This window comes from Pseudomonas sp. LAMO17WK12:I5 (assembly GCF_900215165.1).
Classification (GTDB): Bacteria; Pseudomonadota; Gammaproteobacteria; order Pseudomonadales; family Pseudomonadaceae; genus Aquipseudomonas; species Aquipseudomonas putida_A.
In genome coordinates, this window is record NZ_OBDS01000009.1 from 247,395 (window position 1) to 264,181 (window position 16,787).

Genomic DNA, 16,787 nt, shown 5'->3' on the forward strand with positions numbered 1-16,787 from the left:
GACCAACGGCCTCGGAAGGGACAAAAAAGCTGTTATAAAGTTGCGCGCTAACACATAAGAGCCACGCCTAATGCGACCATTTTTCAAGACATGGCTAACTATTTGCCTATTAATGCCACTGGCCGCCCACGCCACCAATCGTGAGCAACGTCTTCCCAACGTTAACGGTTTCACCCCTAAATCCCATGCTTCGGCTCCTTCGAGCAAGAGCAGCAAACAAACGAAACACACCACGCACGCCAGCAAGAATCACGGCAAGCTGGTGCCACCGATGGCCAACAAGGAAAGCAGCAACGTCCTGAGCCGTGCGGTGAACGTCCTCGGTACTCCCTACCGTTGGGGCGGCAGCAGCCCAAGTAAAGGGTTCGATTGCAGTGGTCTGGTGAAATATGCGTTCAACGACGCCACATTCGACCTGCCACGCACCTCCAACGCGATGGCCAGCGGGCATGGCGAGAAAGTCGAACGCAAGGATCTGAAGCCGGGCGACCTGATTTTTTTCAACATCAAGAGTCGTCGGGTCAACCATGTTGCCATCTACCTGGGCAACGACCGCTTCATCCACGCACCGCGTCGTGGCAAAGCGGTGAGCATCGATACGCTGAACAAGCCGTACTGGGAACAGCATTACGTGGTTGCCAAGCGTGTGCTGCCGAAAGAACCGGCCGGCAAGCAGATGCGTGTGGTTCAGCGCTGAGTCGACTGATCCGGAATCTGCTCAAGCAGTACTGACCCCTTCGCGAGCAAGCCCGCTCCCACATTTGATTTGTGAACGACACAGATCCAATGTGGGAGCGGGCTTGCTCGCGAAGAGGCCAGTGAAAGCAACACAAGCCTCTCTTAAAAATTATCCGGCGTACGCGCCTTTTCCCGCGCATGCTCGCGGCTGATCAAGCCCTTGGTCACCAGTTCCTTCAGGCACATGTCGAGTGTCTGCATCCCCAACGACCCTCCGGTCTGAATCGCCGAATACATCTGCGCCACCTTGTCCTCGCGGATCAGGTTCCGGATCGCCGACGTTCCCAGCATGATCTCGTGCGCGGCCACCCGTCCGCCGCCGATCTTCTTGATCAGCGTCTGCGACACCACGGCCAGCAACGACTCCGACAGCATCGAACGGACCATGGACTTCTCGTCGCCGGGGAACACATCGACAACACGGTCGATGGTCTTGGCGGCTGACGTCGTGTGCAGCGTGCCGAACACCAGATGCCCGGTCTCGGCAGCGGTCAGTGCGAGGCGAATGGTTTCCAGGTCGCGCATCTCACCCACCAGGATCACATCCGGGTCTTCGCGCAGCGCCGAGCGCAACGCCGTGGCGAAGCTGCGGGTATCGCGATGGACTTCGCGCTGATTGATCAGGCATTTGCGCGATTCGTGGACGAATTCGATCGGGTCTTCGATGGTGAGGATATGGTGATGGCGATGGGTATTGAGGTAATCGATCATCGCCGCCAGCGTGGTCGACTTGCCGGACCCGGTCGGCCCGGTCACCAGCACCAGCCCGCGCGGCGCATCGGTGATCTTGCGAAAGACGTCGCCCATGCCGAGGTCTTCCATGCTCAGCACTTTCGAGGGAATGGTGCGGAACACCGCGCCGGCGCCCCGGTTCTGGTTGAACGCATTAACCCGAAAGCGCGCCACGCCGGGGACTTCGAAGGAGAAATCCGTTTCCAGGTGTTTCTCGAAGTCGACCCGCTGGGTGTCGTTCATGATGTCGTAGATCAATTCGTGCACTTGCTTGTGATCCAGCGCCGGCAGATTGATCCGCCGCACATCGCCATCGACGCGGATCATCGGCGGCAGACCGGCCGACAGGTGCAGGTCGGAAGCGCCCTGTTTGGCGCTGAACGCCAGCAGTTCAGTGATATCCATAGCGTCCCTCAATTCCAGTAGAATGCCGCGAACCTTCAGACCGCCGGCGCCTCTTGATGTCCACGATAGCAGACAACATTCTTCAGGTTAGTTCGCGTATCCAGGCAGCGGCCAAAGCTGCAAACCGCGATGAACACAGCATCCAGTTGCTGGCCGTGAGCAAGACCAAACCGGCGCAGGACCTGCGTGAAGCCTACGCCGCCGGCCTGCGTGACTTTGGCGAGAACTATCTGCAGGAAGCCCTGGGCAAACAGCTCGAATTGGCCGACCTGCCCTTGATCTGGCACTTCATCGGCCCCATTCAATCGAACAAGACTCGCGCCATCGCCGAGCATTTCGACTGGGTGCACTCCGTGGATCGCCTGAAAATCGCCCAACGCCTGTCCGAACAGCGCCCGGCCGAGCTGCCGCCGCTGAACATCTGCATTCAGGTCAACGTCAGTGGTGAGGCCAGCAAGTCCGGCTGCACCCCGGCCGACCTGCCGGCGCTGGCCGAGGCCATCAGCGCCCTGCCCCGATTGAAACTGCGCGGGCTGATGGCGATTCCCGAGCCGACCGAAGATCGCGCCGAACAAGATGCCGCTTTTGCTGCCGTGCAACGTTTGCAGGCCAGCCTGAATCTGCCGCTCGACACACTTTCCATGGGTATGAGCCACGACCTCGAGTCGGCCATCGCTCAAGGCGCCACTTGGGTGCGGATCGGTACCGCGCTGTTTGGCGCCAGAGATTACGGTCAGCAATGACCGACAGCCATCTGAAAAAGGACCTGACATGAGCAACACACGCATTGCCTTTATCGGTGCCGGCAACATGGCCGCCAGCCTGATCGGCGGCCTGCGGGCCAAGGGTCTGCAAGCCAGCCAGATTCGCGCCAGCGATCCGGGCGAAGAGACCCGCCAACGCGTCAGCGCCGAACACGGCATCGAAACCTTCGCCGACAACGCCCAGGCCATCGACGGCGTCGACGTGATCGTACTGGCGGTCAAGCCACAGGCGATGAAAGCCGTGTGCGAAGCCATCCGCCCAAGCCTGCAACCGCAGCAACTGGTGGTGTCGATCGCCGCCGGCATCACCTGCGCGAGCATGACCGCATGGCTCGGCGAGCAGCCGATCGTGCGCTGCATGCCGAACACCCCGGCGCTGCTGCGTCAGGGCGTCAGCGGTTTGTACGCCACCAGCGAAGTGACTGCCGAACAGCGTCAGCAGGCTGAAGAGCTGCTGTCCGCCGTGGGCATTGCGCTGTGGCTGGACGAAGAGCAGCAACTCGATGCCGTGACCGCCGTCTCCGGTTCCGGCCCGGCGTATTTCTTCCTGCTGATCGAAGCGATGACCGCCGCTGGCGTCAAACTCGGCCTGCCAAAGGAAATCGCCGAGCAACTGACCCTGCAAACGGCTCTGGGCGCCGCGCACATGGCGGTATCCAGCGATGTCGACGCTGCCGAACTGCGCCGCCGCGTGACCTCGCCAAATGGCACCACAGAGGCCGCGATCAAATCATTCCAGGCTAACGGCTTCGAAGCCCTGGTAGAAAAAGCACTCGGCGCCGCCGCGCACCGCTCGACCGAAATGGCCGAACAACTGGGCAAATAAGGAGCCTTACATGATTGGATTGAACACCGCAGCGGTTTACGTGCTGCAAACCCTCGGCAGCCTGTACCTGCTGATCGTGCTGTTGCGCTTCGTCCTGCAACTGGTGCGCGCAAACTTCTACAACCCGCTGTGCCAGTTCGTGGTCAAGGCTACCCAGCCGCTGCTCAAGCCGCTGCGCCGGATCATCCCGAGCATCTTCGGCCTCGACATGTCGTCGCTGGTGCTGGCGATTCTGGTGCAACTGGCCCTGATGGCCCTGACCCTGCTGCTGACCTACGGCACCACCGGCAACCCGCTGCAACTGTTCATCTGGTCGATCATCGGCGTGACCGCGCTGTTCCTGAAGATCTTCTTCTTCGCCCTGATCATCAGCGTGATCCTGTCGTGGGTCGCCCCGGGCAGCCACAACCCGGGCGCTGAACTGGTGAACCAGATCTGCGAGCCGGCGCTGGCACCGTTCCGCAAGATTCTGCCGAACCTCGGCGGTCTGGACCTGTCGCCGATTTTCGCCTTCCTGGCGCTGAAGCTGATCGACATGCTGGTGATCAACAATCTGGCGGCGATGACCATGATGCCGGACATCCTGCGCCTGCTGATGTGAGCTGGTTTCGCTGGGACGGCGACGATCTGATCCTCGAATGTCATCTGCAACCGGCAGCCCGCAGCGATGATTTCGCCGGGCTGCACGGTGACCGCCTGAAGATCCGCCTCACCGCACCGCCGGTCGAGGGCAAGGCCAATGCGTATCTGATGGGCTTTCTGGCCAAGGCGTTTGGGGTTTCCAAAAGCCAGGTCAGTTTGCTCAGCGGCGAGTTGAACCGGCAGAAACGGGTGAAGATCTGTTCGCCGAAGAAGCTGCCGGAGTTGCCTGATCTGGTGCGTCCAGCCTGATCCACTGTGGTGAGGGGATTTATCCCCGATGGGTCGCGAAGCGGCCCCCTGGTTGTTGCCAACCCCATTCTCTCGGCACGGCCAAAGATTACAGGGCTGCTACGCAGCCCATCGGGGATTAATCCCCTCACCACAAGGACTTCGCTCAATCAACGATCAGGCCTTATCGTTGCTTGCCGCTAACCCCCCCGGTCTTTAGACTTACGCCTCATTTCAACGAGAGCAGGGTCGATGCCAGCTGCCTTTCCCCCCGATTCTGTTGGTCTGGTGACGCCGCAAACGGCGCACTTCAGTGAACCTCTGGCCCTGGCCTGTGGCCGTTCGCTGCCCGCCTACGACCTGATCTACGAAACCTATGGCACGCTGAACGCGCAGGCGAGCAACGCCGTGCTGATCTGCCACGCCTTGTCTGGTCATCATCACGCTGCCGGCTATCACAGCCCCGACGACCGCAAGCCCGGTTGGTGGGACAGTTGCATCGGCCCGGGCAAACCGATCGACACCAACAAGTTCTTCGTGGTCAGCCTGAACAATCTGGGCGGCTGCAACGGCTCCACCGGCCCGAGCAGTATCAACCCGGAGACCGGCAAGCCGTTCGGCGCCGATTTCCCGGTGCTCACCGTCGAAGACTGGGTGCACAGTCAGGCGCGTCTGGCGGACCTGCTCGGCATTCGTCAGTTCGCCGCCGTCATCGGCGGCAGCCTCGGCGGCATGCAGGCGTTGCAATGGACCATCACTTACCCGGATCGCGTGCGCCACTGCCTGGCCATCGCTTCGGCCCCCAAGCTGTCGGCGCAGAACATCGCCTTCAACGAAGTGGCGCGCCAGGCGATCCTCACCGACCCGGAGTTCCACGGTGGTTCGTTCCAGGAACAAGGTGTGATCCCCAAGCGCGGGCTGATGCTCGCGCGGATGGTCGGGCACATCACCTACCTGTCCGACGACTCGATGGGCGAAAAATTCGGCCGCGGCCTGAAGAGCGAAAAGCTCAACTACGACTTCCACAGCGTCGAGTTCCAGGTCGAAAGCTACCTGCGCTATCAGGGTGAAGAGTTCTCCGGGCGTTTCGACGCCAATACCTATCTGTTGATGACCAAGGCACTGGACTACTTCGATCCGGCGGCGAACTTCGACGATAACCTGGCGAAAACTTTCGAAAACGCCACCGCCAAGTTCTGCGTGATGTCGTTCACCACCGACTGGCGCTTCTCCCCGGCCCGCTCGCGGGAGCTGGTGGACGCGCTGATGGCGGCACGCAAAGACGTCAGCTATCTGGAAATCGACGCGCCACAGGGCCACGACGCCTTCCTGATTCCGATCCCGCGCTATTTGCAGGCGTTCGGCAATTACATGAACCGAATTACGGTGTGAACAAGCCATGAGAGCTGATCTGGAAATCATCCAGGAATGGATCCCCGCCGGCAGCCGCGTGCTCGACCTCGGTTGCGGCGACGGCGAACTGCTGACCTGGCTGCGCGACAACAAGAACGTCACCGGTTATGGCCTGGAAAACGACGCCGACAACATCGCCGAGTGCGTGGCCAAGGGCATCAACGTCATCGAGCAGGACCTGGACAAGGGGCTGGGCAACTTCGCCAGCAACAGTTTCGACATCGTCGTCATGACCCAGGCCCTGCAAGCCGTGCATTACCCGGACAAGATCCTCGACGAGATGCTGCGGGTCGGTCGTCAGTGCATCATCACCTTCCCCAACTTCGGTCACTGGCGCTGCCGCTGGTACCTGGCGAGCAAGGGCCGGATGCCGGTGTCGGAGTTTCTGCCGTACACCTGGTACAACACGCCGAACATTCACTTCTGCACCTTCGAAGACTTTGAAGAACTTTGTCGCGAACGTGATGCGAAGGTCATTGATCGGCTTGCCGTGGATCAACAGCACCGCCACGGGTGGGCCAGTAAGCTATGGCCTAATCTGTTAGGTGAGATTGGTATCTACCGCGTCAGCAGCCCGGTGCTTGCAGATCATCGGGTCGCGGTCTGAACCACGACATTTCGAGGAGAACGATCATGGGTCGCTTGATTACTGTGCTATTGGCCGCCTGCCTGAGTCTGTCGGCGGTGGCCGCCGATGCCATCAAGGGCGAACGCAAGGAAGTGTTCGGTGACGTTACCGTGCACTACAACACCTTCAACTCGACCTTCCTGACACCCGACATCGCCAAAGCAGCCGAGCTGATCCGCAGCAAGAACCAGGGCGTGATCAACGTCTCGGTGATCAAGGACGGCAAACCGCTGATCGCCAACGTCACCGGCACGGTCAAAGACCTGACCAGCCAGAGCGTGCCGCTGAACTTCCGCCAGGTCACCGAACAGGGCGCGATCTACTACATCGCCCAGTACCCGGTGGAGCAGCAGGAAACCCGCACCTTTGAAATCAAGGTGCAGAACGGTGACAAGATCAACACCATCAACTTCAACCAAGAACTCTTTCCCGGCGAATGATGAACCTCACGCAACTCGTACTGGCCAGCCATAACGCCGGCAAACTCAAGGAACTCCAGGCCATGCTCGGCGACTCGGTGCAACTGCGCTCGATCGGCGAATGGAGCAAGGTCGAACCGGAGGAAACCGGTCTGTCGTTCGTCGAGAACGCGATCCTCAAGGCGCGCAATGCCGCGCGCATATCCGGCCTGCCGGCGCTGGCCGACGATTCCGGTCTGGCGGTGGATTTCCTCGGCGGTGCACCGGGCATCTACTCGGCGCGCTATGCCGACGGCAAGGGCGATGCGGCGAACAACGCCAAACTGCTCGAGGCCCTCAAAGACGTGCCGCAAGCCGAGCGCGGCGCGCAGTTCGTCTGCGTGCTGGCACTGGTGCGGCATGCCGATGATCCGCTGCCGATCCTCTGCGAAGGCCTGTGGCACGGGCGCATCCTGACCGCCGCCAGCGGCGAGCACGGTTTCGGCTACGACCCGCTGTTCTGGGTGCCGGAGCGTGAAATGTCCAGCGCCGAACTGAGCCCGGCCGACAAGAACCAGATCAGCCACCGCGCCCGTGCAATGGATCTGCTGCGCCAGCGTCTGGGCCTGAAATGACCGACAGCCACCCCGCGTCGTCGCTGATCATCGGCGGCGCCGCCTCTTCGCCTCGGGCGCCGCTGCCTGTGCTGCCGCCTCTGGCGCTGTACATCCACATTCCGTGGTGTGTGCGCAAATGTCCGTATTGCGATTTCAACTCGCACACCGCCAGCCCGGTGCTGCCAGAAGAGGAATACGTCGACGCGTTGCTGGCCGATCTCGATCAGGACCTGCACGCGGTGTATGGCCGTGAAATCAGTTCGATCTTCTTCGGTGGCGGTACGCCGAGCCTGTTCAGCGCGCAAGCCCTCGGGCGCTTGCTCAAAGGCGTCGAGCAGCGCATCCCGTTCGCCCACGACATCGAGATCACCCTGGAAGCCAATCCCGGCACCTTCGAGCAAGAGAAGTTCGTTGCGTATCGCAAGCTCGGGATCAATCGCCTGTCGATCGGCATTCAGAGCTTCCAGCAGCAGAAACTCGAAGCCCTCGGACGTATCCACAACGGCGACGAAGCGGTGCGCGCGGCCGGTATGGCGCGTCAGGCCGGGTTCGATAACTTCAACCTCGACTTGATGCACGGCTTGCCCGATCAGTCGCTGGAAGATGCCTTGAGCGACCTGCGTCAGGCCATCGAACTGCAACCGACGCACATCTCCTGGTATCAGCTGACACTGGAGCCGAACACGGTGTTCTGGAACCAGCCGCCGGTGCTGCCGGAAGACGACACGCTGTGGGACATTCAAGAAGCCGGGCAAGCGCTGCTCGCCGCGCACGGTTACGCGCAATACGAAGTCTCGGCCTATGCCCAGCCCGGGCGGCCGGCACGGCACAACCTCAATTACTGGAGTTTCGGCGACTTCATCGGCATCGGTGCTGGCGCCCACGGCAAGCTCAGTCATCCGGACGGGCGCATCGTCCGCACCTGGAAGACACGCCTGCCGAAGGACTATCTCAACCCAGCCAAGAGTTTCCAGGCCGGCGAGAAAGCCCTGAGCAATGACGAGATGCCGTTCGAGTTCCTGATGAACGCCCTGCGCCTGACTGCCGGGGTGGAATCACGCCTGTATCCCGAACGCACCGGCCTGCCGCTGGAAAGTCTCGCCGAACACCGTCGCGAGGCCGAACAAAGTGGCCTGATGCAGGTCGAACCGTCACGTCTGGCGGCCACCGAGCGCGGACAACTGTTTCTCAACGACTTGCTGCAGAAATTTCTGAGCTGAGCCCTAACGGCCGCCCCAAGGAAAACCGCATGGATTTGATACTCGATCTGCTCGCCACCGTGTCCCGCTGGAGCCGCAGCAACCTCTCGGAAATCGCCCTGGCGCTGGTGGGCTGCCTGCTGGTGCTGTTCGGCGCCGACTTCAAGGGCTGGGTCGAGCAGCGTCTGGGCAGCATCGCCGGCGCCCTGCGCGTACCACTGATGGCCCTGCTGTGCGTGATCGGCAGCGGCGCCGCGCTGATCTATGCGACGCCGTGGGTGGTCAAGGGCCTGAGCCAGTTCAACAACTACAGCCTGGCACCGGTGCTGCTGGTGGTGCTGGTGCTTATCGGCGTAGTCGCTGACCGCCGCTGATCTTTCAGCACACCCAAAACAACTGTAGGAGCTGCGGCACGCTGCGATCTTTTGATCTTAAAAAATCAAAATCAAAAGATCGCAGCGCGCCGCAGCTCCTACACCGCTTGCACCGTAGACCTAAAACAACTGTGGGAGCGAGCCTGCTCGCGAAGACGTCTTAACATTCAACCTCATCGTTGAATGTCAGACCGCTTTCGCGAGCAGGCTCGCTCCCACCGTTTTTATTGCATGTTGCTTAAGCGATTTTCTCGAACTTCAGATCCCACACGCCATGCCCAAGACGTTCGCCGCGGCGTTCGAACTTGGTGATCGGCCGTTCGGCCGGGCGTGGTACGCATTTGCCGTCTTCGGCGAGGTTGCGGTAGCCCGGGGCGACGTTCATCACTTCCAGCATGTACTCGGCGTACGGCTCCCAGTCGGTGGCCATGTGCAGGATGCCGCCAACCTTCAGCTTGCTGCGCACCAGTTCGGCGAAGGACGCCTGAACGATACGACGCTTGTGGTGACGGCTCTTGTGCCATGGATCCGGGAAGAACAGCATCAGGCGATCGAGGCTGTTGTCGGCGATGCAGCGGTTGAGCACTTCAATCGCGTCGCAATCGTAGACCCGCAGGTTGGTCAGGCCCTGAGTCAGCACGCCGTTGAGCAGCGCGCCGACACCCGGACGGTGCACTTCCACACCGATGAAGTCCTGATCCGGCGCCGCCGCAGCCATTTCCAACAGCGAGTGGCCCATGCCGAAACCGATCTCCAGCGAGCGCGGTGCCGAACGGCCGAACACTTGATCGTAATCCACCGGCGCGTCGGCCAGCGGCAGCACGTACAGCGGCGCGCCCTGGTCCAGACCCCGTTGCTGGCCTTCGGTCATGCGCCCGGCGCGCATCACGAAGCTCTTGATGCGGCGGTGTTGGCGCTCGTCGCCCTCTTCCGTCTGGATAGGCGTGTCGTTCGATTCAGTCATCAATGGCTCTTACTTGATCAGACCATCCAGCGGCGAAGAGGCGCTGGCATAGAGTTTTTTCGGCATGCGGCCGGCGAGGTAGGCCAAGCGGCCTGCGACGATCGCGTGTTGCATGGCTTGGGCCATCATCACCGGTTGCTGAGCATGGGCGATGGCCGAGTTCATCAGCACCGCGTCACAGCCCAGTTCCATGGCGATGGTGGCGTCGGAGGCGGTACCGACACCGGCATCCACCAGCACCGGAATCTTGGCTTCTTCGAGGATGATCTGCAGGTTGTACGGGTTGCAGATCCCCAGACCGGAACCGATCAGACCGGCCAGCGGCATGACCGCGATGCAGCCGATTTCCGCCAGTTGGCGAGCGATGATCGGGTCATCACTGGTGTAAACCATCACGTCGAAGCCTTCCTTGACCAGCGTTTCGGCGGCCTTGAGGGTTTCGATCACGTTGGGGAACAGGGTTTTCTGATCAGCCAGCACTTCCAGCTTCACCAGGTTGTGACCATCGAGCAGCTCACGGGCCAGGCGGCAGGTGCGCACGGCTTCGATGGCGTCGTAGCAACCGGCGGTGTTCGGCAGGAAGGTGTAGCGATCGGGCGACAGCACTTCGAGCAGGTTCGGCTCGCCTTCGATCTGGCCGAGGTTGGTACGGCGCACGGCGAAGGTGACGATCTCGGCACCCGAGGCTTCGATGGCCTGACGGGTTTCTTCCATGTCACGGTACTTGCCGGTACCGACCAGCAAACGCGACTGGTAAGTACGACCGGCCAGAACAAAAGGCTTGTCGCTGCGAACGATGCTCATGGGGAATCCTCTTTAGGGGTGAGGGTCTTGCAGAATTCTGTGCCCTTGCGGGCCGGCGATCAGCCGCCGCCGATGGCGTGCACCACTTCGACGTTGTCGCCGTCGTTCAGGATGGTGTCGGCATGCTGGCTGCGCGGGACGATATCCAGATTGAGTTCGACTGCCACCCGGCGACCGGTCAGGTCCATACGGGCAATCAGGGCCGCAACGGTTTCACCGTCGGGCAGTTCAAGGGATTCGCCGTTCAACTGAATGCGCATGCGCCTGGCCGCCATCATTTTTAGGGGGTGGCATTCTAGCCCGATCATGACCTAAAGGTCAGCACCAAGCGTCAAGCGGTTTACTGCAGGCGCCAGGCGGCAAGTCCAAGACACAGCCAGCCAACCAGAAACGCCAGACCGCCGAACGGAGTGATGATGCCGAGCTTGCTGATACCTGTGGTGGTCAGCACATACAGGCTCCCGGAGAACAGCAGAATGCCGACGGCGAACGAGATACCAGCCCAGGTCACCAGCCGTCCCTGAATCTGCGTGGCCAGCAGCGCAACGCCGAACAGCGCCAGGGTGTGCACCAGTTGATAGGTCACGCCGGTGTGGAAAATCGCCAGATACTCGGGGGTCAGGCGGCTCTTCAGGCCATGCGCGGCGAAGGCGCCAAGGCCCACACCGGTAAAACCAAAGAAAGCGGCCAGCATCAGAAAGCCACGCAGCATGTGGAACTCCAGTCAGACTCGTTCGGCAGGGTCTGTATAATGGCCCGCTCTATCGGTTCGGCCAAGCCATCTCTATGCTGCGTTCACTTTTGCGTCGTCTCACGAAGGCCCTGCTCTGGTTCGCGGGCGGCAGTGTATTGCTGGTGTTGCTGTTTCGCTTCGTGCCGCCGCCGGGCACGGCGCTGATGGTCGAGCGCAAGATCGAATCCTGGGTCGACGGCGAGCCGATTGACCTGCAGCGCACTTGGAAACCGTGGGACGAGATCTCCGACGATCTCAAAGTCGCGGTCATGGCCGGCGAAGATCAGAAATTTCCCGAGCACTGGGGTTTTGACTTCGGCGCGATCGAGGCGGCGTTGGCCCACAACGAACTCGGCGGTTCGATTCGCGGCGCCAGCACCTTGAGCCAACAAGTGTCGAAGAACCTGTTTCTGTGGTCGGGGCGCAGCTATCTGCGCAAAGGCCTGGAAGCCTGGTTTACCGGACTGATCGAAGTGTTCTGGCCCAAGCAGCGGATTCTTGAGGTTTACCTGAACAGCGTCGAGTGGGATGACGGGGTGTTTGGTGCCGAAGCCGCAGCACGTCATCACTTTGGCGTGAGCGCCAAGTCACTGTCGCGGCAGCAGGCGAGTTATCTGGCGGCGGTGCTGCCTAACCCGCGCGTGTGGAGCGCCAGCCATCCGACGGCTTATGTATCGCGCCGGGCCGGGTGGATTCGCCAGCAGATGAGCCAGCTGGGTGGGACCAGTTACCTGCTGGGGCTTGATGATTCGCGCCGGGCGCCTTGGGCCCAATAACTACATTCAATCATTCAGACACCATCAATCCCTGTGGGAGCGGGCTTGCTCGCGAAGGCGGTGGGTCAGCCAGCATTGTCGGTGACTGACACGACGACTTCGCGAGCAAGCCCGCTCCCACAGGGATTTGTGTTGAAACAGAAATGAAAACGCCCCGATCATCGCTGATCGGGGCGTTTTTGTTTGCCTGAGCGCCGGTTATGCGGCGATCGACAACTTGAGCTTGTTCATCGCGCTCTTCTCGAGCTGACGGATCCGCTCGGCCGACACGTTGTACTTCTGCGCCAGGTCGTGCAGCGTGGCTTTCTCTTCTGCCAGCCAGCGCTGGTAGAGGATGTCGCGGCTACGCTCGTCCAGCACTTCCAGCGCTTCGTGCAGGTTGTGGTTGGAGTTGTCGCTCCAGTCGGCATCTTCCAGTTGACGCGCCGGGTCGTACCGGTGGTCTTCCAGGTAGTTGGCCGGCGACTGGAAAGCGCTGTCGTCATCGGCCTCTGCAGCCGGGTCGAAGGCCATGTCATGGCCAGTCAGGCGACTTTCCATCTCGCGCACTTCACGTGGTTCGACGCCAAGGCTTTCCGCCACACGGTGGACTTCCTCGTTGTTCAGCCACGCCAGACGTTTCTTCTGGCTGCGCAGGTTGAAGAACAGCTTGCGCTGGGCCTTGGTGGTCGCGACCTTCACAATGCGCCAGTTGCGCAGGATGAACTCGTGAATTTCCGCCTTGATCCAGTGCACGGCGAACGACACCAGACGCACACCCATTTCCGGGTTAAAGCGTTTTACCGCCTTCATCAGACCGACGTTGCCTTCCTGGATCAGGTCAGCCTGAGCCAGACCGTAGCCGGAATAGCTACGGGCAATGTGTACGACAAATCGCAGGTGGGCGAGCACCATCTGCCGAGCCGCCCCCAAATCCTGCTCATAGTAGAGACTCTCGGCCAGTTCACGCTCCTGCTCCGGCGTCAGCAATGGAATGCTGTTGACGGTGTGCACATAGGCTTCCAGGTTCGCACCCGGAACCAACGCGTACGCAGGTTGCAAAGAATTGGTCATGCGAAAAAACCTCCCACTTACATACTCGTGCCTCTCGGCACTGCGAAAAATTGACCGGGAATTCAAGTACAAGTTCCCAAAAAAACCGCAAGGTCAATCACGCGCAAAAAAGATTCTACTTCGGCGCCAGCTCCCTGAGATGACGTGCGACTGCAATCCATGCACCGATATAACCCAACAGCACCGCGCCAAGCAAGAGCGACAGACCGTCGGCAACTGGCACTCCGGCCAGCGCGAAATCACTGCCGTACAAGCCGGCCAGTCCAACCACCGCGTCGTTCAGCCAGTTCAGGCCGAACGCCAGCACACCCCAGGACAGAACCCCCGCACCGAAGCCATACAACGCGCCCATATAAAGGAAGGGGCGACGTACATAGCTGTCAGTGCCGCCGACGAGTTTAATCACTTCTATCTCTGTGCGGCGGTTTTCAATATGAAGACGAATGGTATTGCCTATCACCAAAAGTAATGCAGACACCAAAAGCACCGTCAGACCGAAGACAAAACGGTCACCGAGCTTGAGGATGGCGGCCAGACGCTCGACCCAGACTAGATCAAGTTGCGCCTGTTGTACCTTCGGCAGCTCGGAAAGTTTTTGTCTTAATGCTTCCAGAGTCGGCTTGTCGACCTCGTTCGGGGTCACCAGCACCACGCCCGGCAGCGGGTTCTCCGGCAGCTCGCGCAGGGCTTCGCCCAGACCGGACTGCTGCTGAAACTCTTCCAGCGCCTGATCACGACCGACATATTCGGCATCAGCGACGCCGGGCATGCCTTTGATCTGCTCGCGCAACGATTCACCCTGCGCGGGCGTGGCATCCAGCTGCAGGTACAGCGAAATCTGCGCCGCACGCTGCCACGAACCGCCGAGACGCTCGACGTTGTTGATCAGCAGTGACAAGCCCATCGGCAGGCTCAGCGCCACAGCCATCACCATGCAGGTGAAGAAGCTGCCGATCGGCTGCTTGCCGAGGCGCCGCAGGCTGTCGAGCAGGCTGGCACGGTGACTTTCGATCCACGAACGCAACAGCGTGGAAAAGTCCGGGCCGTCGTCATCGTCGTGTTTTTTCTTCTTTGGCGGTTGCGGGTCGGCGGCTTTCGGGGCCACGCGCTCGGATACCTTCGGACTGCGTGTCGCACTCATACGCCGGCCTCCCCGTCGCCGATCAGTCGGCCGCGTTGCAGGGTCAGCATGCGGTGGCGCATGCGCGCAATCAGCGCCAGGTCGTGACTGGCGATCAGCACGCTGGTGCCCAGGCGGTTGATGTCTTCGAACACGCCCATGATCTCGGCCGCCAGACGCGGGTCGAGGTTACCGGTCGGTTCGTCCGCCAGCAGCAGGGCTGGACGGTGGACGATGGCGCGGGCGATGCCGACGCGCTGTTGCTGACCGGTGGACAGGTCGCCCGGGTACAGATCGGTTTTATCCGACAACGCCACGCGCTCCAGCGCCGAATCGACGCGCTTGGCGATTTCGGCCTTGGACAAGCCGAGAATCTGCAGCGGCAGCGCGACGTTGTTGAACACCGTGCGATCGAACAGCAACTGGTGATTCTGGAACACCACGCCGATCTGCCGACGCAGAAACGGAATCTGCGCGTTGCTGATGGTGCTCAGGTCCTGCCCGGCCAGCAGCAGTTTGCCGCTGGTCGGACGCTCCATCGCCAGCAACAGGCGCAACAGCGTGGACTTACCGGCACCGGAGTGACCGGTGACAAACAGAAACTCGCCACGACGCACTCGAAAGCTCAGCTCATGCAAGCCGACGTGACCGTTCGGGTAGCGTTTACCGACCTGTTCGAAACGAATCATGAACGCTCCCGTTCGGCAAACAGTGCCTGGACAAAGGGTTCGGCTTCAAAGGTACGCAGATCGTCGATGCCTTCACCGACGCCGATGTAGCGGATCGGCAGGCCAAACTGCTTGGCCAGGGCGAAAATCACCCCGCCCTTGGCGGTACCGTCAAGCTTGGTCAGCGCCAGGCCGGTCAGTTCGACGGTCTGGTTGAATTGCTTGGCCTGGTTGATCGCGTTCTGACCGGTGCCGGCATCAAGTACCAGCAGCACTTCGTGCGGTGCGTCGGCGTCGAGCTTGCCGATCACCCGGCGAACTTTCTTCAGCTCTTCCATCAGGTTGTCTTTGGTGTGCAGACGACCGGCGGTGTCGGCGATCAACACGTCGATGCCACGGGCCTTGGCGGCCTGCACGGCGTCGAAGATCACCGAAGCAGAGTCGGCGCCGGTGTGCTGGGCGATCACCGGGATCTTGTTGCGCTCGCCCCAGACCTGCAGCTGCTCAACGGCAGCGGCGCGGAAGGTGTCACCGGCGGCGAGCATGACTTTTTTGCCTTCCAGTTGCAGCTTCTTCGCCAGTTTGCCGATGGTGGTGGTCTTGCCAGCGCCATTGACGCCGACCACCAGAATCACGAACGGCTTGCTCTGCGAGGCAATTTTCAGCGGCTGCTCGACCGGCTTGAGCATCGCCGCCAGCTCGGCCTGCAACGACTTGTACAGCGCGTCGGCGTCGGCCAATTCTTTGCGGGCGACCTTCTGGGTCAGGCGCTGGATGATCTGCGTGGTGGCTTCGACACCGACATCGGCGGTCAGCAGTCGGGTTTCCAGCTCATCGAGCAGGTCGTCATCAATGGTTTTACGGCCGAGAAACAGGCTGGCCATACCCTCGCCGATGCTGGCGCTGGTTTTCGACAGGCCTTGCTTGAGGCGGGCGAAGAAGCCGACTTTGGTTTCTTCGCTGCGCGGGGCTTCCACTGGCGTTTCAGCAACCACGTCTACCGGCACCACCGGAGCAGCGACGACCGGTGCAGGTGCAGGTGCAGGCTGCTGCACGACCGGCGCAACAGGGGCAACGAACACCGGGGCCTCTGGCTCGGGAACAACCGGAGCAGGCTCGACAACCGGCTCAACCAATGGCGCCGGAGCGACTTCAGGAACGAACGCGGCAGGCGCAGGAATCGGCGGCGTCACATGCGGCGCGGCCTCTTCGACCAAGGCCACCGGCTCTTCCGCCACCGGCAAGGTCAGCCACGGCTCGGCTGCCGGAGTCAGTGGCAGCTCGGCCGCTACCGGGGTTTCAGGTTCTGGCTCGGGCTCGACCGGTTGCAGCACCGGCTCGGCAATCGGCAGCACGATCGGCGCCGGCTCTTCTTCTATAGCAGGCGCTGGCGTCGGAGCCGGTTCAGGAATCGCGGGCGGCTGTTCGACGACGGGTTCCTGCGGTTTCTTACGCAGCCATCCGAACAGGCTTTTCTTCTCGCCAGCCGCAGCTGGGGTCTTCTTGTCGTCGTTGGAACCAAACATGGAGGACGGCTATCTCACGGTAGCGACGCGCCATAAGGGCGCCCCGGCAAATAAATATTCGATGCAGAACAGACTGTGTTTCATCCAGCTTGTTCACGCGCAACATTTTGTCGAGGCGCCAGCGGCACCCCAAAGATTCGTATTAACGAAGGACTAAACCGGCAAAATCGGCGAAAAAG

At 61.1% G+C, this 16,787-nt stretch carries 21 protein-coding genes; 12 read left to right on the forward strand and 9 right to left on the reverse strand.

What is annotated here, in order from left to right; all coding sequences use genetic code 11:
• Positions 1 to 70 precede the first annotated feature (70 nt).
• A complete protein-coding gene (locus CRO59_RS17870; protein WP_097088970.1) occupies positions 71 to 697 on the forward strand; it encodes a C40 family peptidase in 627 nt (208 codons plus the stop codon).
• A gap of 143 nt (positions 698 to 840) precedes the next feature.
• On the opposite strand, the gene CRO59_RS17875 is transcribed toward CRO59_RS17870, so the two are convergent.
• Positions 841 to 1,875: a type IV pilus twitching motility protein PilT gene (locus tag CRO59_RS17875; RefSeq protein WP_003229114.1), complete on the reverse strand. Its 1,035-nt coding sequence runs from the start codon at positions 1,873 to 1,875 to the stop codon at positions 841 to 843.
• 56 nt (positions 1,876 to 1,931) lie between these two features.
• On the opposite strand from CRO59_RS17875, the gene CRO59_RS17880 reads away from it, so the two are divergent.
• The 10 genes from CRO59_RS17880 (at position 1,932) to CRO59_RS17925 (ending at position 8,964) form a co-directional block, all read left to right on the forward strand.
• Positions 1,932 to 2,618, forward strand: coding sequence for a YggS family pyridoxal phosphate-dependent enzyme (locus tag CRO59_RS17880; protein WP_003229116.1), 687 nt, complete (start codon positions 1,932 to 1,934; stop codon positions 2,616 to 2,618).
• A gap of 28 nt (positions 2,619 to 2,646) precedes the next feature.
• Entirely contained in the window at positions 2,647 to 3,465 is an 819-nt protein-coding gene (gene proC / locus CRO59_RS17885; RefSeq protein ID WP_097088968.1) for a pyrroline-5-carboxylate reductase, read from the forward strand.
• 10 nt (positions 3,466 to 3,475) lie between these two features.
• A complete protein-coding gene (locus CRO59_RS17890) occupies positions 3,476 to 4,066 on the forward strand; it encodes a YggT family protein (protein WP_096795760.1) in 591 nt (196 codons plus the stop codon).
• Positions 4,063 to 4,356, forward strand: a complete 294-nt coding sequence (locus CRO59_RS17895) for a DUF167 domain-containing protein (RefSeq protein ID WP_096795761.1) — start codon at positions 4,063 to 4,065, stop codon at positions 4,354 to 4,356. Before CRO59_RS17890 ends, CRO59_RS17895 begins: the two co-directional genes overlap by 4 nt.
• Positions 4,357 to 4,587: 231 nt before the next feature.
• Positions 4,588 to 5,727, forward strand: a complete 1,140-nt coding sequence (locus tag CRO59_RS17900) for a homoserine O-acetyltransferase (protein WP_083367664.1) — start codon at positions 4,588 to 4,590, stop codon at positions 5,725 to 5,727.
• A 7-nt stretch (positions 5,728 to 5,734) separates the two neighbouring features.
• A complete protein-coding gene (gene metW, locus CRO59_RS17905) occupies positions 5,735 to 6,355 on the forward strand; it encodes a methionine biosynthesis protein MetW (protein ID WP_003229126.1) in 621 nt (206 codons plus the stop codon).
• Between the two features lie 26 nt (positions 6,356 to 6,381).
• Positions 6,382 to 6,816, forward strand: a complete 435-nt coding sequence (locus CRO59_RS17910; RefSeq protein ID WP_027610575.1) for a DUF4426 domain-containing protein — start codon at positions 6,382 to 6,384, stop codon at positions 6,814 to 6,816.
• Positions 6,813 to 7,409 (forward strand): RdgB/HAM1 family non-canonical purine NTP pyrophosphatase, encoded by a 597-nt coding sequence (gene rdgB, locus CRO59_RS17915; protein ID WP_097088966.1) that lies wholly within the window; start codon positions 6,813 to 6,815, stop codon positions 7,407 to 7,409. Before CRO59_RS17910 ends, rdgB begins: the two co-directional genes overlap by 4 nt.
• Complete coding sequence (gene hemW, locus CRO59_RS17920) at positions 7,406 to 8,611, forward strand: radical SAM family heme chaperone HemW (protein WP_097088964.1); 1,206 nt, start codon at positions 7,406 to 7,408, stop codon at positions 8,609 to 8,611. Before rdgB ends, hemW begins: the two co-directional genes overlap by 4 nt.
• A 29-nt stretch (positions 8,612 to 8,640) precedes the next feature.
• The gene (locus CRO59_RS17925; protein WP_003229134.1) at positions 8,641 to 8,964 is read left to right on the forward strand and encodes a DUF3392 domain-containing protein; all 324 of its coding nucleotides are present in this window, start codon (positions 8,641 to 8,643) and stop codon (positions 8,962 to 8,964) included.
• 238 nt (positions 8,965 to 9,202) lie between these two features.
• Here CRO59_RS17925 and trmB read toward each other — a convergent pair whose 3' ends face one another.
• From trmB to CRO59_RS17945, 4 genes are all read right to left on the reverse strand, one after another.
• A complete protein-coding gene (gene trmB, locus CRO59_RS17930) occupies positions 9,203 to 9,928 on the reverse strand; it encodes a tRNA (guanosine(46)-N7)-methyltransferase TrmB (RefSeq protein WP_027610572.1) in 726 nt (241 codons plus the stop codon).
• 9 nt (positions 9,929 to 9,937) lie between these two features.
• Positions 9,938 to 10,732, reverse strand: coding sequence for a thiazole synthase (locus tag CRO59_RS17935; protein WP_007964131.1), 795 nt, complete (start codon positions 10,730 to 10,732; stop codon positions 9,938 to 9,940).
• Between the two features lie 59 nt (positions 10,733 to 10,791).
• Positions 10,792 to 10,992: a sulfur carrier protein ThiS gene (thiS, locus tag CRO59_RS17940; RefSeq protein WP_167734067.1), complete on the reverse strand. Its 201-nt coding sequence runs from the start codon at positions 10,990 to 10,992 to the stop codon at positions 10,792 to 10,794.
• Between the two features lie 80 nt (positions 10,993 to 11,072).
• Positions 11,073 to 11,444 carry a DUF423 domain-containing protein gene (locus CRO59_RS17945; protein WP_003229144.1) on the reverse strand — a complete coding sequence of 124 codons (372 nt, stop codon included), beginning with the start codon at positions 11,442 to 11,444 and terminating at the stop codon, positions 11,073 to 11,075.
• Between the two features lie 74 nt (positions 11,445 to 11,518).
• On the opposite strand from CRO59_RS17945, the gene mtgA reads away from it, so the two are divergent.
• A complete protein-coding gene (mtgA, locus tag CRO59_RS17950; protein WP_097088962.1) occupies positions 11,519 to 12,241 on the forward strand; it encodes a monofunctional biosynthetic peptidoglycan transglycosylase in 723 nt (240 codons plus the stop codon).
• Between the two features lie 198 nt (positions 12,242 to 12,439).
• Here the strand turns inward: mtgA and rpoH are convergent, their stop codons facing one another.
• The 4 genes from rpoH to ftsY all read right to left on the reverse strand — a co-directional run bounded on the left by rpoH (position 12,440) and on the right by ftsY (position 16,608).
• Positions 12,440 to 13,294, reverse strand: coding sequence for an RNA polymerase sigma factor RpoH (gene rpoH, locus CRO59_RS17955; protein ID WP_003229146.1), 855 nt, complete (start codon positions 13,292 to 13,294; stop codon positions 12,440 to 12,442).
• 115 nt (positions 13,295 to 13,409) lie between these two features.
• Positions 13,410 to 14,435 (reverse strand): permease-like cell division protein FtsX, encoded by a 1,026-nt coding sequence (gene ftsX, locus CRO59_RS17960; RefSeq protein ID WP_007964135.1) that lies wholly within the window; start codon positions 14,433 to 14,435, stop codon positions 13,410 to 13,412.
• Complete coding sequence (gene ftsE, locus CRO59_RS17965; protein WP_003229148.1) at positions 14,432 to 15,103, reverse strand: cell division ATP-binding protein FtsE; 672 nt, start codon at positions 15,101 to 15,103, stop codon at positions 14,432 to 14,434. The genes ftsX and ftsE overlap by 4 nt, the downstream gene beginning before the upstream one ends.
• Complete coding sequence (gene ftsY / locus CRO59_RS17970; RefSeq protein ID WP_097088961.1) at positions 15,100 to 16,608, reverse strand: signal recognition particle-docking protein FtsY; 1,509 nt, start codon at positions 16,606 to 16,608, stop codon at positions 15,100 to 15,102. The genes ftsE and ftsY overlap by 4 nt, the downstream gene beginning before the upstream one ends.
• Positions 16,609 to 16,787 lie beyond the last annotated feature (179 nt).